The organism is Microbispora sp. NPDC004025, assembly GCF_053604425.1.
Genome location: NZ_JBSGHN010000003.1, coordinates 238,406 through 254,836, shown reverse-complemented (window position 1 = coordinate 254,836; position 16,431 = coordinate 238,406). Strand labels below are relative to the sequence as shown.

Annotated in this window: 15 protein-coding genes; 10 read left to right on the top strand and 5 right to left on the bottom strand. The window is 72.0% G+C overall.

From position 1 onward, the window contains the following. Positions 1–5: 5 nt before the first annotated feature. The 4 genes from ACWEQG_RS09350 (at position 6) to ACWEQG_RS09335 (ending at position 3,225) form a co-directional block, all read left to right on the top strand. The gene (locus ACWEQG_RS09350; RefSeq protein WP_452283252.1) at positions 6–548 is read left to right on the top strand and encodes a hypothetical protein; all 543 of its coding nucleotides are present in this window, start codon (positions 6–8) and stop codon (positions 546–548) included. Beyond that, positions 545–2,506 (top strand): ABC transporter ATP-binding protein, encoded by a 1,962-nt coding sequence (locus tag ACWEQG_RS09345; RefSeq protein ID WP_452283250.1) that lies wholly within the window; start codon positions 545–547, stop codon positions 2,504–2,506. Before ACWEQG_RS09350 ends, ACWEQG_RS09345 begins: the two co-directional genes overlap by 4 nt. Beyond that, positions 2,503–2,949, top strand: coding sequence for a S26 family signal peptidase (locus tag ACWEQG_RS09340; RefSeq protein ID WP_452283248.1), 447 nt, complete (start codon positions 2,503–2,505; stop codon positions 2,947–2,949). Before ACWEQG_RS09345 ends, ACWEQG_RS09340 begins: the two co-directional genes overlap by 4 nt. Positions 2,950–3,048: 99 nt before the next feature. Further along, positions 3,049–3,225 (top strand): hypothetical protein, encoded by a 177-nt coding sequence (locus ACWEQG_RS09335; RefSeq protein ID WP_363464411.1) that lies wholly within the window; start codon positions 3,049–3,051, stop codon positions 3,223–3,225. Between the two features lie 55 nt (positions 3,226–3,280). Here ACWEQG_RS09335 and ACWEQG_RS09330 read toward each other — a convergent pair whose 3' ends face one another. Continuing rightward, positions 3,281–5,074, bottom strand: coding sequence for a BTAD domain-containing putative transcriptional regulator (locus ACWEQG_RS09330; protein ID WP_452283246.1), 1,794 nt, complete (start codon positions 5,072–5,074; stop codon positions 3,281–3,283). Between the two features lie 249 nt (positions 5,075–5,323). Between ACWEQG_RS09330 and ACWEQG_RS09325 the strand changes: the two genes are divergently transcribed. The 4 genes from ACWEQG_RS09325 (at position 5,324) to ACWEQG_RS09310 (ending at position 8,029) form a co-directional block, all read left to right on the top strand. Continuing rightward, a complete protein-coding gene (locus tag ACWEQG_RS09325) occupies positions 5,324–5,977 on the top strand; it encodes a TetR/AcrR family transcriptional regulator (protein WP_452283244.1) in 654 nt (217 codons plus the stop codon). A gap of 101 nt (positions 5,978–6,078) precedes the next feature. Beyond that, positions 6,079–6,456 carry a hypothetical protein gene (locus ACWEQG_RS09320; protein WP_363464405.1) on the top strand — a complete coding sequence of 126 codons (378 nt, stop codon included), beginning with the start codon at positions 6,079–6,081 and terminating at the stop codon, positions 6,454–6,456. A 77-nt stretch (positions 6,457–6,533) separates the two neighbouring features. After that, positions 6,534–7,001 (top strand): AAA family ATPase, encoded by a 468-nt coding sequence (locus tag ACWEQG_RS09315; protein ID WP_452283242.1) that lies wholly within the window; start codon positions 6,534–6,536, stop codon positions 6,999–7,001. Between the two features lie 26 nt (positions 7,002–7,027). Continuing rightward, positions 7,028–8,029: an AAA family ATPase gene (locus tag ACWEQG_RS09310; RefSeq protein ID WP_452283240.1), complete on the top strand. Its 1,002-nt coding sequence runs from the start codon at positions 7,028–7,030 to the stop codon at positions 8,027–8,029. 79 nt (positions 8,030–8,108) lie between these two features. Here ACWEQG_RS09310 and ACWEQG_RS09305 read toward each other — a convergent pair whose 3' ends face one another. Beyond that, positions 8,109–9,611: an LCP family protein gene (locus tag ACWEQG_RS09305; RefSeq protein ID WP_452283238.1), complete on the bottom strand. Its 1,503-nt coding sequence runs from the start codon at positions 9,609–9,611 to the stop codon at positions 8,109–8,111. A 54-nt stretch (positions 9,612–9,665) separates the two neighbouring features. On the opposite strand from ACWEQG_RS09305, the gene ACWEQG_RS09300 reads away from it, so the two are divergent. Further along, entirely contained in the window at positions 9,666–10,724 is a 1,059-nt protein-coding gene (locus tag ACWEQG_RS09300) for an ExoA family glycosyltransferase (RefSeq protein WP_452283236.1), read from the top strand. Here the strand turns inward: ACWEQG_RS09300 and ACWEQG_RS09295 are convergent. From ACWEQG_RS09295 to ACWEQG_RS09285, 3 genes are all read right to left on the bottom strand, one after another. Continuing rightward, positions 10,701–11,315, bottom strand: coding sequence for a Uma2 family endonuclease (locus tag ACWEQG_RS09295; RefSeq protein ID WP_452283234.1), 615 nt, complete (start codon positions 11,313–11,315; stop codon positions 10,701–10,703). The two genes, ACWEQG_RS09300 and ACWEQG_RS09295, sit on opposite strands and share 24 nt — an antisense overlap. 55 nt (positions 11,316–11,370) lie before the next feature. Continuing rightward, positions 11,371–13,146, bottom strand: a complete 1,776-nt coding sequence (locus tag ACWEQG_RS09290) for a CDP-glycerol glycerophosphotransferase family protein (RefSeq protein WP_452283232.1) — start codon at positions 13,144–13,146, stop codon at positions 11,371–11,373. A gap of 109 nt (positions 13,147–13,255) precedes the next feature. Beyond that, positions 13,256–14,662: a bifunctional cytidylyltransferase/SDR family oxidoreductase gene (locus ACWEQG_RS09285; RefSeq protein WP_363464385.1), complete on the bottom strand. Its 1,407-nt coding sequence runs from the start codon at positions 14,660–14,662 to the stop codon at positions 13,256–13,258. Positions 14,663–14,832: 170 nt separating this feature from the next. Between ACWEQG_RS09285 and ACWEQG_RS09280 the strand changes: the two genes are divergently transcribed. Next, complete coding sequence (locus tag ACWEQG_RS09280) at positions 14,833–16,341, top strand: CDP-alcohol phosphatidyltransferase family protein (protein ID WP_452283230.1); 1,509 nt, start codon at positions 14,833–14,835, stop codon at positions 16,339–16,341. The last annotated feature ends 90 nt before the right edge of the window (positions 16,342–16,431 follow it).

Sequence of the window (16,431 nt, the reverse complement as noted above, 5' to 3'; positions counted from 1 at the left end):
CCCTCATGCCGTTCCTGACAGCGCTCGTGCTGGGCGTCGGCGTCCTGTGCCTGATCGACCTGGTGCTGACGGTCGGGGTGATCCGGCGGTTGCGGGAGCACCAGGCGATGCTGTCGGCGCGGCCGGTGGCGTCCCCGCCGATCGTGCTCCCGCCCGGTGCGACGATCGGCGGCTTCTCCGCCGTGAGCACCGACGGCGTCCACGTCTCCGACGAGACGTTGACCGAGCCGGTCCTCGTCGGCGTCTTCTCACCCGACTGCTCCGCCTGCCACGACCGCCTGCCGCAGTTCGCCGAGCACGCGCGGACCTACCCGGGAGGACGCGGCAACGTGCTCGCCGTGCTCGTCGGCACGGAGGAGGAGGTCGCGGACCAGCGGCGGACGCTGGAGCCGGTCGCCCTGGTGCTGATCGAGGAGTACGGCACCGGCCTGACCGGGGCGTTGCAGGTGAAGGGCTTCCCGTCCCTCGCCCTGGTCGACGAGCACAAGAGGGTCGTCGCGAGCGGGACCACTGTCGACGACCTCGGCAAGATTCCCGCGCACGCGTGAAGGCGCGGGCGCGGGGCTATGCCGGAGCGCGGGCGGTGGTCACCGCTCTCGGCATGGCCTGGCGGGCGAGCAGGGGGCTGACCACCGCCTTCGCCGTCCTCAGCATGCTCATGGCCGCCCTGCCGGTGACGATCGCGTGGTGCACCAAGCTGGTGCTCGACGAGATCGCCGGCGGCCAGGCCGAGACCGGCGTGACCGCGGCCCTGGGCGCCGCGCTCGCCGGGTGCGGGGTGCTGACGGCGCTCGGGCCGCAGGTCGTCCAGTACGTCAGGGACGAGAGCGGGCGCAGGGTCGGCCTCGTCGCCCAGGACCGTCTCTTCCGGGCCACCGAGCGGTTCGTCGGCCTCTCCAGGTTCGAGGACCCCGCGTTCCTCGACCGGATCCGGATGGCGCAGCAGTACGGCGGAGCGACCCCGGGCATGGTGGTCTCCGCCGCCCTGGGCGGCGCCAGGACGGTGCTGACCGGTGCCGGGTTCCTCGTCTCCCTTGTGACGATAAATCCGTGGATGGCCGTCCTGGTGGTGGGGGCGGCGGTGCCGTCCCTGGCCGCGGAGCTCTGGCTGTCCCGGCGGCGTGCCGCGATGCTGTGGGGCATCGGCCCGGTCGAGCGCCGCGAGTTCTTCTTCGGCGAGCTTCTCGTCAACGTCCGGGCGGCCAAGGAGCTGAGGCTCTTCGGCATCGGGGCGCACCTGCGCGGGCTGATGAACGCCCAGAGGCGGGCCGCGAACGCCGAGCGGAGCCGTACCGACCGGCGCGAGCTCGGCGTCCAGGCCGTCACTGGGACCACGGCGGCGCTGGCGGCCGGGGGCGGCCTGCTGTGGGTTCTCGTCTCCGCCGCGAACGGCACGGGCGGGGTCGGCGACGTGGCGCTGTTCGTCGCGGCCGTCGCCGGAGTCCAGGCGGCGGTGAGCGGTCTCGTCGTCGAACTCGTCACCGCGCACCAGCAGGTGCTGCTGTTCGGCCACTACCTCGCCGTCCTGGACGCCGAGCCGGACCTGCCGGTCCCGGTCCGGCCCCGGCGGGGCGGCCCGCTGCGCCGGGGGATCGAGCTGGACGACGTGTGGTTCCGTTACTCGCCCGGCCACCCCTGGGCCCTGCGCGGCGTGAACCTGACCATCCCGTACGGCACGGCGGTGGCGCTCGTCGGGAGGAACGGCGCGGGCAAGAGCACCGTGGTCAAGCTCCTGTGCCGGATGTACGACCCCGAACGCGGCTCGATTCGCTGGGACGGGGTCGATCTCAGGGAGATGGACCCGGTTGAGCTTCGCGCCCGGATCGGGGCGGTGTTCCAGGACTACATGGAGTACGACATGACCGCGGCCGAGAACATCGGCCTCGGCGATCTCGCCGCGCTCGACGACCGGGGGAGGATCGAGGCGGCCGCGCGGCGGGCGGGCGCGCACGGCGCCGTGAGCGGCCTGCCCCGGGGGTACGACACCATGCTGTCGCGGGTCTTCGCCGTTCCCCCGGACGCCGACGCAGAAGACGCCGGCGCAGAAGACGGCGGCGTGGAGGACGGCGGTGCGGAGGACGGCGGTGCGGAGGACGGCGGTGCGGAGGACGGCGGTGCCGCGACGGGCGTCCACCTGTCGGGCGGGCAGTGGCAGCGGCTCGCCCTCGCCCGCGCTTACCTGCGGGGCGAGCGGGACCTGCTGATCCTGGACGAGCCCAGCTCCGGCCTCGACGCCGAGGCGGAGCACGAGATCCACCAGGGCCTGAGGGAGCACCGCCGCGGGCGCACGAGCGTGCTGATCAGTCATCGTCTCGGCGCGGTGCGCGACGCGGACCACATCGTGGTCCTCGACGGCGGACAGGTCGCCGAGCAGGGCGCGCACGCCGAGCTGCTGGGGCGTGGCGGCATATACGCCCACCTGTTCACCCTGCAGGCGGAGGGATACCGGCAGCCGGAGGACCGGGACGCGGGCGCCCCGCACGACCGGCTCTCGGGGGCGCGATGACACCGGTCCTGCTCGTCCTTCTCGCGGCGGGGCTCCCGGCCGCCGCCGTGACGGCGATCCGGCGGACCCTGCACGTCGTCGAGGTGCATGGGGAGAGCATGGAACCGGCCCTGCGGTCCGGTGACCGGGTCCTCGTACGGAGGCTGCGGCCCGGACGGCGCGTCCGGCGCGGGGACGTCGTCGTCATCTCCCGTGTGGGCCCGGGAGAGGGCTTCACGCTCGACGGCGGCACGAATCTGGTGATCAAGCGGGCCGCGGCCGTGGCCGGGGACCCGGTTCCGCCGGAGTTCGAGGGATCGGGAGAGGCCCGCGTGCCGCCGGGACGGCTGCTCGTCCTCGGGGACAACCCGTCGCGCAGCACCGATTCCCGGCAGTGGGGTCTCCTCCCCGAAAGCAGAATCGCGGGTGTCGTGATCAGGCGGCTGCACACGGAATTCAGATGAGCCGAATACAGGACTCCATGTATCGCAGTGGTATGTCCGTGATCGCAGCCGCTCCTAATGTCGGCCGGGCAACGGAGTTCTTCAAGAAGGAGGAACTGAATGACACGGACGATTCAGCGGCTGGCGGACCGGATGGTCGCCCGGCTGGTCCCGGCGACCCGCGCCGAGGCGATCAACTGCTGGTACGAGGGTTCGACCTGCGTCCGGCGCTACTGCTGCACCGGGTCGGAGATTCCCGGCGGCCGCTACTGCACTACGTGGCAGTACCTCTGCTAGACGAGCACGGCGGAGCGCCCTGTGAAATCGGGGCGCTCCGCCCTCCCTCATCCCCTCAAATGAAGGCCGCGGTGGTTCGGGCGATCTCCATGGCGTACAGGCGGGTGAGATCGTTCATCCGATAATGGTCGGGGGCCACCGGCTTCATCAGGCGGAGATCGGCCAGTCTGCCGAGCGCCGCCCACGCCGTACGCCGGTCGCAGCCGAGCAGCTCCGCCGCGATCGCCGACCGGCAGTCGGCCACGCCTCGCTCGCCGAGCCGGTGGAACAGGGCGAGCGCGCTGCCGTCCGCCGTCCCCTCGCACTGCCGCAGGGCCTGGTAGTCGAGGTCGAGGGCGCCCCGCACGGAGAGGTCACCGCAGGTCAGCAGGTCGAGCCGGTGCTCCTCGTCGGCCAGCATGTCGGCGAACGCCGCCAGGGTCCACTCCCGCCGCACAGCCAGTCGCTTGCCCGCGATCCGCAGCGCGAGCGGCAGGTTGTCGCAGAGCCTGGCCACTCTCCGCACCTGCTCGGCGTCGACCCGGTCCCGGCCGCAGAGCCCGGACAGCAGCTCGTACGCCGCGTCGTCGGTCAGGGGAGCGAGGGGCAGGTGGACGACCTCGTCGAGCGCCGCGAGCACGGCCCTGCTGGTGATCACGAACTGGCACCCGGGACACGCGCCGATCAAAGGGCGCAGCTGCCCTTCGCCGGTCGCGTTGTCGATGAGGACCAGCACGCGCTTGGCCTCCGTGGCGGTCCTGAACTGGAGCACCGCGTCGTCGAGGTCCGGGGCGATCCGGTCGCCCGGCAGTCCCAGCAGGCTCAGCAGCCGCGCCAGCGTCTCGTACGCGCCGGGCCTGGGCAGGGACCGCAGGTCGACGTGGAGCACGCCGCCGGGGAAGTCCGGCGCCGCCGCCCGGACGGCGTGCAGGGCCAGGGCCGACTTCCCCACTCCCGCGGGGCCGTGTACGGCGACGGGCCGCGGGGGAGAGGCGGCGATCGCGGCCACGAGCTCCTCCAGCTCCGGGTCCCGGCCCACGAGACATCCCGGACCCGAGGCCGGCGCCGCCTTGGGCACGGGCACGGGCTGGGACGGATCGCGAGCGGGAGCCACGGGGACCGCCAGGAGCGCCGGGTCCCGGTTGAGTACGCTCCGGTGCAGCCCGGCCAGCTCCGGCCCGGGCTCGACGCCCAGCTCCTCCGCCAGGAACGTGCGCGCCTGCCCGTAGGCGGACAACGCCGCCGCGGAGTCCCCGGTGCGGTACAGCGCGAGCATGAGGGTGCCCCACAACCGCTCCCTGGTGGGATGGGCGGCCACCATCTCGCGGAGCTCCGGCACGGCGTCGGCGTGTTCGCCCAGCGTGAGACGGGCCTCGGCCCGCGCTTCCAGGGCCAGGCAGCGCTGCTCGGCGAGCGCGTCCAGGCGCGGGCCGAGCGCCGCCGTCCTGGGCACGTCCTCGGCCGGCGCGCCCCGCCAGCACGTGAGGGCCGCCGACAGGTGCCGCAGCGCCGCCTCCGGCCGCCCGGCGGACAGCGCCTTCTTGCCCTGGCGCAGGGCATCGGCGAAGTCGGTCACGTCGAGCTCGCCGGCCCGCACGGCGAGGACGTAGCCGGGCGGCCGGGCCGTCAGCCGATCGCCGTCTTCGAGCGCGCGACGCAGCCGGTTGACGTAGGTGCGGACGTTGGCGACGGCGGAGCGGGGCGGCTCCTCATCCCACACGGCCATGACCAGCCGGTCGATCGACACGACCCGGTTGGGTTCGAGCAGCAGCGCGGTCAGCAGGGCGCGCTGCTTGGGTGAGCCGAGCGGGACCGGCCTGTCGTCCCTCCTGACCTCGATCGGGCCCAGCAACCGGAACCGGAGGTTCATCCCGCCCTCCGCGGGCCCGAGGAGGCGGACGGCGGTTCCCAGCCGAGTGATCGATGCACGAAAGGACCTCCGTAGGCGTCTCGGGAGGAGCGTCTGAGGAAAGCACAACGAAGATCGCCGTCCGTGTGGGCTCCCACAAGGTGCGTGAGCGTCCGGAACAGTCCCGGACACCGCAGGGAGGAAGGCGGGTTCCGTCATCGCGAAGGCCGTGCGTGATTAGCGGAGGGCCGGGCGGGAACCGACTACCGCATGACGGGTACGGGCGACGAGGCCCTGTCCGACCTCATCATCCAGGTGGCGACCCGCCTGTTCGCCGGGCTGGGCTACGACGGTACGGACATGCGGCAGATCGCCGACGCCGCGGGCGTCGACGTGACGATGCTCAAGCGGCACTTCAGCGACAAACGGACGCTCTACCTCGCGGTCATGGATCGGATGAACCGCTACCACAACGCCGTCCTGGAGAAGGGCGTCAAGGACCTCGTCAGCGCACCGCCCGAACGCAAGATCGCCGCCCTGCACGCGCTCCTCGACCTGTATGTCGACTTCTGCTGCCGATACCCGGAGTATCCGGCGCTCTACACCTTCAGATGGCTCTCCGACGCCAGCGACGTCCCCGAGCCGGAGCCGATGTACGCCGCGCCGGCGGCGCAGTTCGTAAGCGACAGCATCGCTCCCCTGGTGACCGCCCGGGACGTGGACGTGGACTACATGATCAACTCGGTCATCTGGTGCGTCCACAGCTTCGTGCAGAGCGGCGTGTACGACCGGTCGGGCCGGCGTTACGGCCACGACCATCCGGGAGCGCTGTGGCACTTCCGCAGGCACCTGCATCGAATGGTCCACCGCACCCTCCGCCTGCCGGGAGAGCCCCCGCCGGTCGAGCGTCCGTCCCGCGAGTGAGGCCCCAGGTGCCGGACATCGATCCGGGACGGGCGTGGTAGTAATGGGACCCGCGGAGGAGGCCGTACAGACGCAGCCACGAAGACAGAGTTGGTGCAACCATGACCGAGCGGTACCTCGGCGTTCTCGGCATCGGCGAGGCGCTGGGCGTGAGCCGGCACGCGGTGCACAAGTGGCGCTCGCGCTATCCCGCCGAATCGGCGCACCCGTTCCCCGAGCCCGATGTCGAGATCGACGGGACCCCCGGCTGGCGCCCCGACCGGCTGACGGAGATCACCGAGTGGCGCAACGGTCTGCCGGGCCGTGGTACCGGCGGCGGACGTCCCACCGCCGCGCGCCAGGAATACCTCAAGGAGGCGGCGGCGCGGGGCATGGACCGGGACGAGGCGCTGCGCGCGCTCGCCACGCTCGCCGAGGAGTTTCCCGAGATGACCGAGCCGGAGATCTGCGCCTGGCTCATCGGGCACTGGCGGCGCTGACACGTCCAGGATCGACAAGGGGTTCCCCCGCGACATCGAGGCGAACCAGCGGATGAGTCTCACAGAAGTATGGTTCCGTGAACTGCACTTCTGTGCCGGAGGTGCCTGTGGTCCCGAAGCCCGAGCGGATGTTCGACCGAGTGCGGGAGTGGCAGGGACTCGCCTCGTTCGTGTCGGGGAGTGCGATGAGCGGGGCCACGCTCGGGATCGTCAGCGGACGACACAGGCAAGGCAAGAGCTTCCTCCTGCGGGCCCTGGCGGAGGAGACCGGTGGCCTGTACTTCGCCGCAACGGAGGCCACGGAGGCGGAGTCGCTCCGGCTCTTCGCGGATGCGCTCGTACGGCATACGCGGGAGGTGCCGGAGCGTCCGTTCCGCGACTGGAACGACGCGATCGCGGAGCTGTTCCGCAGGTTCCGGAGCCGGCCGACCCTGGTGGTCGTGGACGAGTTTCCCTTCCTGTCCAGGGTCACGCCGAGCCTTCCCTCCTCATCCAACGCGAACTCGGCCCGGGCGGCAGCGGGCGGGACAGCTCCGCGCGACTGATCCTCTGCGGCTCCGCCTTGGCGGTCATGGGCGGGCTGCTCGCGGGGCAGGCGCCGCTGCGGGGGCGAGCCGGGCTCGAACTGGTCGTGCAGCCCTTCGGCTACCGCGACGCCGCGCGGTTCTGGGGGCTGACGGATCCGCGCCTGGCCGTGCTCGTGCACTCGATCGTCGGGGGCACTCCCGCGTACCGGTACGAGTTCACACAAGGTGACGCGCCCGCCGGCCTGGCGGATTTCGATGCCTGGGTGGTCAGGAGCGTTCTCAACCCGCAGAAGCCTCTCTTCCGCGAGGCCCGGTATCTCCTCGCGGAGGAATCGGACATCCGCGATCCGGCGCTGTACCACTCGGTGCTGGCCGCCATCGCGAGTGGAAACACCACGAACGGTGGCATCGCGAGCTACATAGGCCGCAGGTCCGATCAGATCACCCATCCGCTCAACGTCCTCGAGGACTGCGCGCTGGTCGCCCGTGAGCCGGACGTCTTCCGCCAGGGCCGTTCCCGCTACCGCATCGTCGAGCCCCTGATCACCTTCTACGAGGGTGTGATGCGGCGGCGCTGGCCGGAACTGGAGGCGTACCGCGGCGAGACGGTGTGGGGATCGGTACGTGAGACCTTCCTGGCCCAAATCGTGGGCCCGCACTTCGAGGCTCTGTGCCGCGACTACGCCATGGGCGCCGGCGAGGAAGTGTTCGGGGGCTTCCCCGCCACGGTGGGCGCGGGCACCGTGAACGACCCGGAGAACCGCACCCAGATAGAGATTGACGTGGCGGTCTTCTCTCCCCCTGATGGAGGCCGGGCGGGCAGGCTGCTGTCCCTGGGGGAGGCGAAGTGGGGGGAGACGATGAGCCACCACCACGTGGGGCGGCTCGCCCGGGCCCGCGATTTCCTCGCCGCAAAGGGCTACGACACCCGCGACACGATCCTCGCGTGCTACGGCGGTGCGGGCTTCACCGCCGAGTTGCGGGCCTCGGCCGCCTCGGACGACCGCCTGCGTCTCATCGGTCTCGACGAGATCTACGGCGGCTGACGACCGCTCGCTCGGGCCGGCCGCACCTCCGCCTTGCGGTGGTGCCGCACGCCCTACCGCCGGCCGGGCGTCCGGACGGTCAGCTCTTGCAGATGTTCTGCGTGGCGGTGCGGGCGGTGGGGGTCGCCTGCGGCGAGGGCGCCGCTGGCGTCGCGGAGCCCTCCGGCGCGGCCACGGTCACCTTCTTCACGTCGTGGTTCTGCTGGCCCACGACGACCTCGATGCCGGTCACGTCCGCTTGCTCGCGCAACTCCGCGCCCGGGATGGCGGCGGCCACCGTACGCGCCGAGTCCTCGCGCCCGGGCGGGTAGCGGACGACGGTGGTGGCGAAGTCGCGCCGGGCCGTGTTGCCGGGAGTCGAGGGCACCATGAAGCCCGCTTCGACGAGGCGGGCCTTAGTGGTCGCGCCGAGGCCGTTGACGGACGTCCCGTTGAGCACCTTGACCGAGATCCGGCCGGGCGGGATCGTGAGCGCCGTCGGCGAGGTCGTGGGGGTCGCCGAGGCCGCGGGGCTGCCCGAAGGAGACGCCGAGGCCTTCGCCGACGGCTTGACGAGGGGCTGGTCGGCGTCGATCCGCCGGAACAGGTCGCGGGCGGCGGCCTTGTCCCACAGCACCGCCGACTCGCCGGTCGGCGCCTGGTAGTTCACGTCGGACAGCGGCACGGTCGCGAACGACACGTCGTCGGTCGAGACGGCCTTGAACTGGTCGATCATGCCGAGCAGGTTCTTCTGCAGATCCGGGTCCACCTTGATCGTCCTGAAGGTGGAGTCGAGGAACCCCTTGAGCCTGATCGGGTTGGCCAGCGTGCCGCCGCTGAGCGCCTTGTTGAGCAGCGCGGAGATGACCTGCTGCTGCCGGTCGATGCGGTCGAGGTCGGAGCGCGCGGTGGCCCTCGTGCGGGCGTAGGCGAGCGCGTTGACGCCGTCCAGCGTGTACGTCCCCGGCTGCAGGTTCAGCTTGGTTTTCGGGTCGTCGATGGTCACCGGCGTGCAGACGGTCACCCCGCCCAGCGACTCCACCACGCCGATGAACCCGAGCACGTTGACCTCGACGTAGTGGTTGATGCGCAGCCCCGTCGCCTGCTCCACCGTCTTGACCGCCAGCTTGGCGCCGCCGAACTGGTACGCGGCGTTGATCTTGTGCTCGCCCTTGCCGGGAACCGTCGTCCAGGTGTCCCGCGGCAGGCTGACGACGGTCACCTTGCCGTGGTCCTCCGACAGGTGGATCACCATCATGGTGTCGGTGCGCTCGCCGACGTCGCGGCCGAGGTGGAGCTGGTTCTGCTGGCGCCTGCTCAGGTTGTCGCGCCGGTCCACGCCCACGAGCAGGATGTTCATCGCGCCCCGGGACCCGGCGTCGCTCGTGCCCGCGTCCACCGACTCGATCCGGTTGAGCGCGTAGTTCGGCACCAGCCATGCGACGCCGGAACCGATCAGCACGACTCCGGACAGCGAGCCCGAAATGACCAGCGATCGGAGGTTCGACCTCCGCTGGCGGGCGCGTTGCGCCGTCAGCTTCACCCCGCCGTACCCGTCGCCCCCTATGCGGACGCCGGAGTCCTCCCCATCGTCGCCGGGCATTCCCGTCCTCCGGTTGCCTTCTCCACCCCTCCGTACAGTAGCGTGAGCGCCGCCATGAAGCCCTTTCCCGACTCGCGACAGGCGAGCCAGAATCCCGCGCGGAACTGGCCCCCGATCTCGGTGATCATGCCGGTGCTCAACGAGGAACGGCACCTGCGCGACGCCGTGCGGCAGGTTCTCGAACAGGACTACGAGGGCCCGCTCGAGGTCGTCATCAGCGTGGGCCCCTCCCACGACCGCACGCAGGAGGTGGCCGACGCGATCGCGGCAGCGGACCCCCGCGTCGTCGTCGTGCCGAATCCCACCGGCCGCACCCCCAACGCCCTGAACGCCGCCATCGCCGCGTCCCGCAACCCCATCATCGCGCGGGTCGACGGGCACGCCATCCTGCCCCGCGACTACCTGCGTACGGCCGTGGAGACGCTGGAGCAGACCGGGGCCGACAACGTCGGCGGCATCATGGCCGCCGAGGGGATCACGCCGTTCGAGCAGGCGGTGGCCTGCGCCATGACCTCGAAGATCGGTGTGGGCAACGCGCGGTTCCACACGGGCGGGGAGGCCGGCCCGGCCGACACCGTCTACCTGGGCGTCTTCCGCCGCAGCGCCCTCGACCGGGTGGGCGGCTACGACGAGCACTTCCTGCGCGCGCAGGACTGGGAGATGAACCACCGCATCCGGGAGACCGGCGGGCTGGTGTGGTTCCAGCCGAGGATGCGAGTCACCTACCGTCCCCGGCCCAACGTGCGCGCCCTGGCCAAGCAGTACTTCCACTACGGCCGCTGGCGGCGGGTCGTCTCCCGCACCCACCAGGGCACGATCAACCTGCGCTACCTGGCCCCGCCCGCCGCGGTGGCGGCGATGGCGCTGGGCCTGGTGGTCTCGCCGTTCTTCTGGCCCGGCCTGATCATCCCCGGCGGCTACCTCGCGGCGATCCTCGCGGGCTCGGTGCTCACCGGCCGCGGGCTGTCCGGCGCCGCGCTCGTACGCCTGCCGCTGGTGTACGCCACCATGCACGTCTCGTGGGGGACGGGCTTCCTGACCAGCCCCCCGAAGCTCAGCAAGCCCCGTCCCAAGCCCGAACGGGCGAGCCTAGAGGACCTCTTCGAAGACTGAGGTGTCCAGCGTGAAGCCGATCGGGCGGGGGACGTGGATCTCCCGCCCGAACGGCACCGTCGAGATCACCTGGTACTGACCCTCCTTGGGGTCGCTGTAGACCGTGACCGACGCGGGCCTCGTCAGCGGGTCCACGAGGAGCATCACCGGGACCCCGCCCCCAGCGTAGATCGCCGGCTTCTTGATGCGGTCGTCCTCCGCGCTCCCCTTCGACACCACCTCGGCGACCAGCATCAGACCGGAAGAGAAAAGCTCCCGATTGCCCCAGCGCGGGCAATCCTTGGGGGCGAGGACGAAGTCCGGCTCGACCGGGTCCCGGCTGCCGTCGATACACACGTCCACGTTGCCGCTGAAACCCTCCCACCCTCGCTCGTCGATGAGGGGGATGAACGCGCGGAACAGGTGCATGGCCGCTCGGGCGTGTTCGGGGGTGCCCACAGGGCTCACTATCAGTCTCCCGTCGATGATCTCGGTCCGCAGACCCGGAAGTGGGGGCAGCGAATCGAACAGCTCACGAGGAGTGCCGGGCAGTGGCCGCTCGGGTACGGGTGCCAGAGCGGGGCCGTGGGGCTTGCGTGAAGTCGCGACCATGGGTGTGCATCCCTTCGTGTCCGCGTCGATACGCTGAGTTGATACGCCCAGTATTTCAGTCGCGGGCGGCAGGGGCGAGGGCTTCGAGGCCGAGGGAGCGGGCGCGGGCCTCGGCGCGGGCGGCGGCACGCCGTACGGCCTCCTCGAAGCGGGCCAGCGGGTCCGGATGGTCGGCGCCGAGCAGGTAGGCCCGCAGGGCGCGCCGGGCGGCGGCCATGTCGTCGTCCCCCGGGGCGTCGAGACGGCGCAGGATGTCCGGCAGCTCGGCCAGGTCGGCGCCGAGCAGGTACGCCGCGCCCGCGGCCGGGTAGCGCTCGCGGAACCGGTCCTCCGGCAGGCCCGCCACGTTCGCCACGACGTACGGCTTGCCGCTGGCCACGAAGTCCGACACCACGCTGGAGATGTCGGAGATCAGCACGTCCGCCTCGTTGAAGCACTCGTACAGCGACGGCTCGCGGCCGGTCACGACGAGATGCGGCATGCCGGTGCTCTCCTGCAGCAAAGTCATGATCTTCCGGTGCGCCAGGCGGGCGGCCGGCGAGCGGTGGCCGGTCAGCGGGTGCGGCTTGTAGATCACCCGCACCGGCCGGTTCAGCAGGGCGCGCACGATCGCGGGGCCCATGGCGACGAGCGAGCTGTGGAACAGGTCGTCGCTCCAGCCCTCCCACGTGGGCGCGTACAGGACGGTCCGGTACGGCGCCGCTCCCTCGGCGTACGGGCTGGTGCGCCGCACCCCGGCGAGCTGGGGGCGGCCGACCTCCTCGACGGCCTCGTCCCGCACGCCCACCTGGGCGCGCAGGTAGCGGTCCCGCCCGGCGGGCCCGGCCACCCAGACCTCGTCGTACACCTTGGTGTACGGGTTGAAGGACGCCTCCTTGTCGCTGTCGCCGTGGCCGATGAACACGCTCCGCACGCCCGGCACCCGGAGCATGTGGATGTTGTTGCCGACGTTGGCGGGGAACAGCGCGACCCGCACGCCGTCGAGCGCGCGGAAGTTCATGAGATCGACGGAGGCGGGGACGCACACCACCGGCAGCGTCGTCGACCCGAGGGCCGTGACCAGCGCCCGCTCGCGCAGCACCACCAGCGTCCTCGGCGTGATCCGCTCCAGCGTCCCGAGCCACATCGTGGCCTGGTAGGCCGCCGTGACGGGCCCGGAGAAGTACATGACGACCTCGGGCCGGTAGGCGGCGACCCACTCGTCCACGACCGCGAGGACCCGGCGCCGGTCGCCCAGGTGCCTGGCCCGCCGCGCGTGCGCCAGCAGCGCGGCCATCGCGACGACCTCCAGCGCCAGGGCCACGGCGGCGCCCGCCGCGCCCGTCCAGCCCAGCCCCGCCGACGCCCCGGCCGCGGCCGGCACGACCGCGAGCGCGTCGAGGTAGAGCAGCTTGGCGCCCCGCCAGGTGAGCAGCGCGCGGGGCGGCGCGGGCGGGATCCGCAGCGCGGGCAGGTCGATGTTGCGGGTCATCACCGGCATGTGGTTGTGCCGGCGGTCGACGTGCTCGGCGAGCCACGTCTGCGCCGCCCGCAGGCCGTGGAAGAGGAACAGCCCGGCCGCGAACGCCGCGAACCACCACGGCCGCCCCGGGGCCAGCCGCGCCAGCAGCACGACGACGGCCGTCTCCCGCGACAGGAAGCGGACCGTGGCCCCGAGATGGGCCCGGCTGAGCGTCCCCGCCGCCCTGCCGGGCAGCGCGATCTCCGCGGCGTACGACAGCGGCACGAGCACCGCGAAGGTCGCGGGCAGCGGCCACACGGCGGCCGCGAGCATGGCCGGGTACGACGCGAGCGTGAGCGCGGTGAACGCGCCCCTGCGCCCACCGGTCATGCCTCTCAGCGCCGGTCGACGGACCAGCCTGACCAGTGCGTTCGGGGCCCTGCGCCCCCTGATGTTTCCCCCCATGGGCGGGCGCCCGTCCCTCCGTAGATGGTTGCGGTCATCGGCTGAGCCGTACGTCCACGACCTGTCCCGTGAGGCGGGACAGCAGCACGTCGAGGCTGGTGCGGGCGACGGCGGCGGGGGAGAGAAGCGTTCCGGCGGGTTCGTCGCCGAACGCGCGCAGCCGCATGGGGGTGGCGGTGCGCTCGGGGTTGACGCAGTTGACGCGGACACCCTGGCAGGCCCACTCGTCGGCGAGGGCCTGGGTGAGGTTGACGACGGCGGCCTTCGTGGAGGAGTAGAGGCTGTAGTCGGCCCGGCCCCGGGTGTAGGACGAGGAGGTGTAGAGCAGGAGGTGGCCGCGGGTCTCCATCAGGTATTTCACGGACGCGCGGGCGATGTTGACCGGCCCGAGGTAGTTCACCCCGATAGTCTCCTCGATCGTGTGCTGCCCGGACTCGCCGAGTTTGCCCATGTGCAGCACGCCCGCGGTGTTGACGACGTAGTCGATCCGGCCGGTCTCGGCGTACACGCGGGCCAGCGCGTCCTCCACGGCGGCGACGTCCTCGACGCGCACGCCGTTCTGGCTGCGGGAGAACGAGTGGACGCTCGCGCCGTAGCCCCTGGCCAGCGCGACGATGTCCGCCCCGATGCCGTAGCTGCCGCCGAAGACCACGAGCGTGCGGCCCGCGAGCCCGGCCCGGTAGGCCTCCTCGTCCAGCGCGGGCGCCGTGTTCTCGGCGAGCTGGAAGAGCTTGTCGGCGATGAAGACGTCGACCGGATGGGTGACCTTCATGTTGTGCTCGCTGCCGGGCACGATGTAGATCGGCACGTCGGGCAGGTACCGCAGCACGACGCCGCAGTCGTCCGTCGTGGGCAGCGAGGGGAACTCGGGGTCGGCCAGGGCGCGCTCGTACGCCGCCCGGATCACCGACAGCCGGAAGCACTGCGGGGTCTGCCCGCGGCGCAGGCGCGAGCGGTCGGGGATGTCGCGGATGATGTCGCCACGCGGGCCCGGCGCGGCCACCACGATCGTGTCGGAGGACGGGATGGCCACCTCGACCGCCTCGTAGCGTTCGAGGGCGGCCACGCACTCGCCGATGATGCGCGGCTCGATCAGCGGCCGCACCGCGTCGTGCAGCAGCACGTCGCACTCCTGCTCGCCCAGCGCGCACAGCGCCCGCCAGGTCGTCTCGGTACGGCTCGCGCCTCCTTCGAGCACCCGGCCGACCTTGGTGTAGCCGTTCCTCCTGACGAGCTCCTCGGCCTCGGCGACGAAGCCGGGGGCCATCAGGACGACGACCTCGTCGATCTCCGGATGGCCGTCGAACACGTCGAGGGTGTGCTCCAGGATCGTCTTCCCGGCGATCTTCAGAAGCTGTTTCGGGGTGTTGAGGCCCACGCGCTGACCGACGCCGCCGGCCAGCACCACCCCCACCCTGCGCAGACGCGATTCGGCGATCATGATGTCCTCCCCGGAGGAGACCATACCCGTGCCGGAAGCCGGAGAAGGTGATTGCCACCTAGTGATCACTCGGTTACTTTGCGAGGTGAGCACGTGCGGGTCAACGTGAAGCGGGTTTCCATATGGGGGCGGATCCGAGCAAGCCCGGTACGTCACGGGACACAGAGACGGTGGCGGTCGTCCTCGCGACCTCCCCGGCCGCCGGGCTGCCCTGGTCCGACGGCGCCCGGTCCGAGGGCAGCCTCCTGGAGCGGCTCACCGCCCAGCTCCGCACGCTTCCGGTCCGCGAGGTGCTGGTCGTGGTGCGGAGCCAGGACGCGCAGACAGGAGGGTGGGAGAAGGGCGCGGAGAGCGGCCCGCGGCACCAGATCTGCGTCAGCGACGGGCTCGCCGAGGACCTGCGGATCGTGGCCAAGACGGCCCGGGCCTCGACCTCCCCGGTCGCCGTGCTGGCGGCCGACGTGGTCGCGCACACCGAGGCGCTGTCGCTGCTGCTCGACCATCCCGCGCGCCCGACCGGCGCGATCGTCGCCAGCGGTGACCCGGCCCCGCTGCGGCCGCCCGTACGGACCGAGTGGGGCCGCGTCGTGTCGGCGGGCACGTCATTCCACGAGGTCGAGTGGGCCAACGGCACCTTCCGCGGCGTCCTGCAGGTGGGGGAGTCCCACCTCGCCGGGCTGGCCGACATCGCCGAGGACCTGGCCGACCTGGCCCAGCGCCGTCATCTCGGGCGGGTCGGCGACGGCGAGGTGGCCGAGCTGCTGCTCACCGGCCTGGTGCGGGCCGGCGTGCAGGTGCACGCCGTCACCCTGGGCACCCTGCACTGCGGGCGGGCCGGCACCCGCCCGGCCGCCGAGCGCGCGGTGCGCGAGCTCGCCGACGTCGACGAGGCGCAGGCCAGGCTCGACGCCGCGGTGAAGAGCGGCGACGGCTTCTTCACCACCCACTGCGTCAGCTCGTGGTCGCGTCACCTCATCCGCCCGGCCGCCCGCCTCGGGCTGACCCCGAACACGGTCACCGGCATCTCGGTCGGGTTCGCCGCCATCGCCGCGATCTGGTTCTCCGACGGCAACCGGGCGGGGCTCGTGGTCGGCGCCGTCGCGCTCTACCTGTCGTTCGTGCTCGACTGCCTGGACGGCCAGCTCGCCCGGTACACGCGCCGGTTCTCCCCGCTCGGGGGCTGGCTCGACGCGATCTGCGACCGGCTCAAGGAATACCTGGTGTACGTGGGGCTGGCGGCCGGATACGTGACCGTGCCGGACAGGGCGTGGGAGATCTGGGGCCTGGCCGTGGCCGCGATGGTCCTGCAGACGATCCGCCACATGGTCGACTTCTCCTACGCGGGAGCGGTGGCCGACCGGGCCAGGGCGGCGGGCCTGCGGGCGGCCGCCCCGCGTTCGATGGCCGTGCCGTGGGACGAGGCGCCCGCGGCGGCGGCCGCCAAGGGCACCGGTTCGGTGCTGGCGCTGTCGCGGCGGCTCGACGCGCTGAGCGGCGTGAGGGGCGTGGCGTACTGGGCGAAGAAGATGATCGTGCTGCCGATCGGAGAGCGGATGGCGCTGATCTCGGTAACGGCCGCGCTGTTCGACGCGCGGGTGACGTTCCTCGCGCTGCTGGGCTGGGGCGCGCTGGCGCTGGCCTACACGGCCGCCGGGCGGATGGCGAGGTCCTTCGCATGAGCGAGCGTAGCGAGCGCATCAATAAGCACAGTGCCTGGCGAGGTGCTGACCTGCGCGCCTCCGGCACGGCCCGGCTCCGAGCCGAAGGCG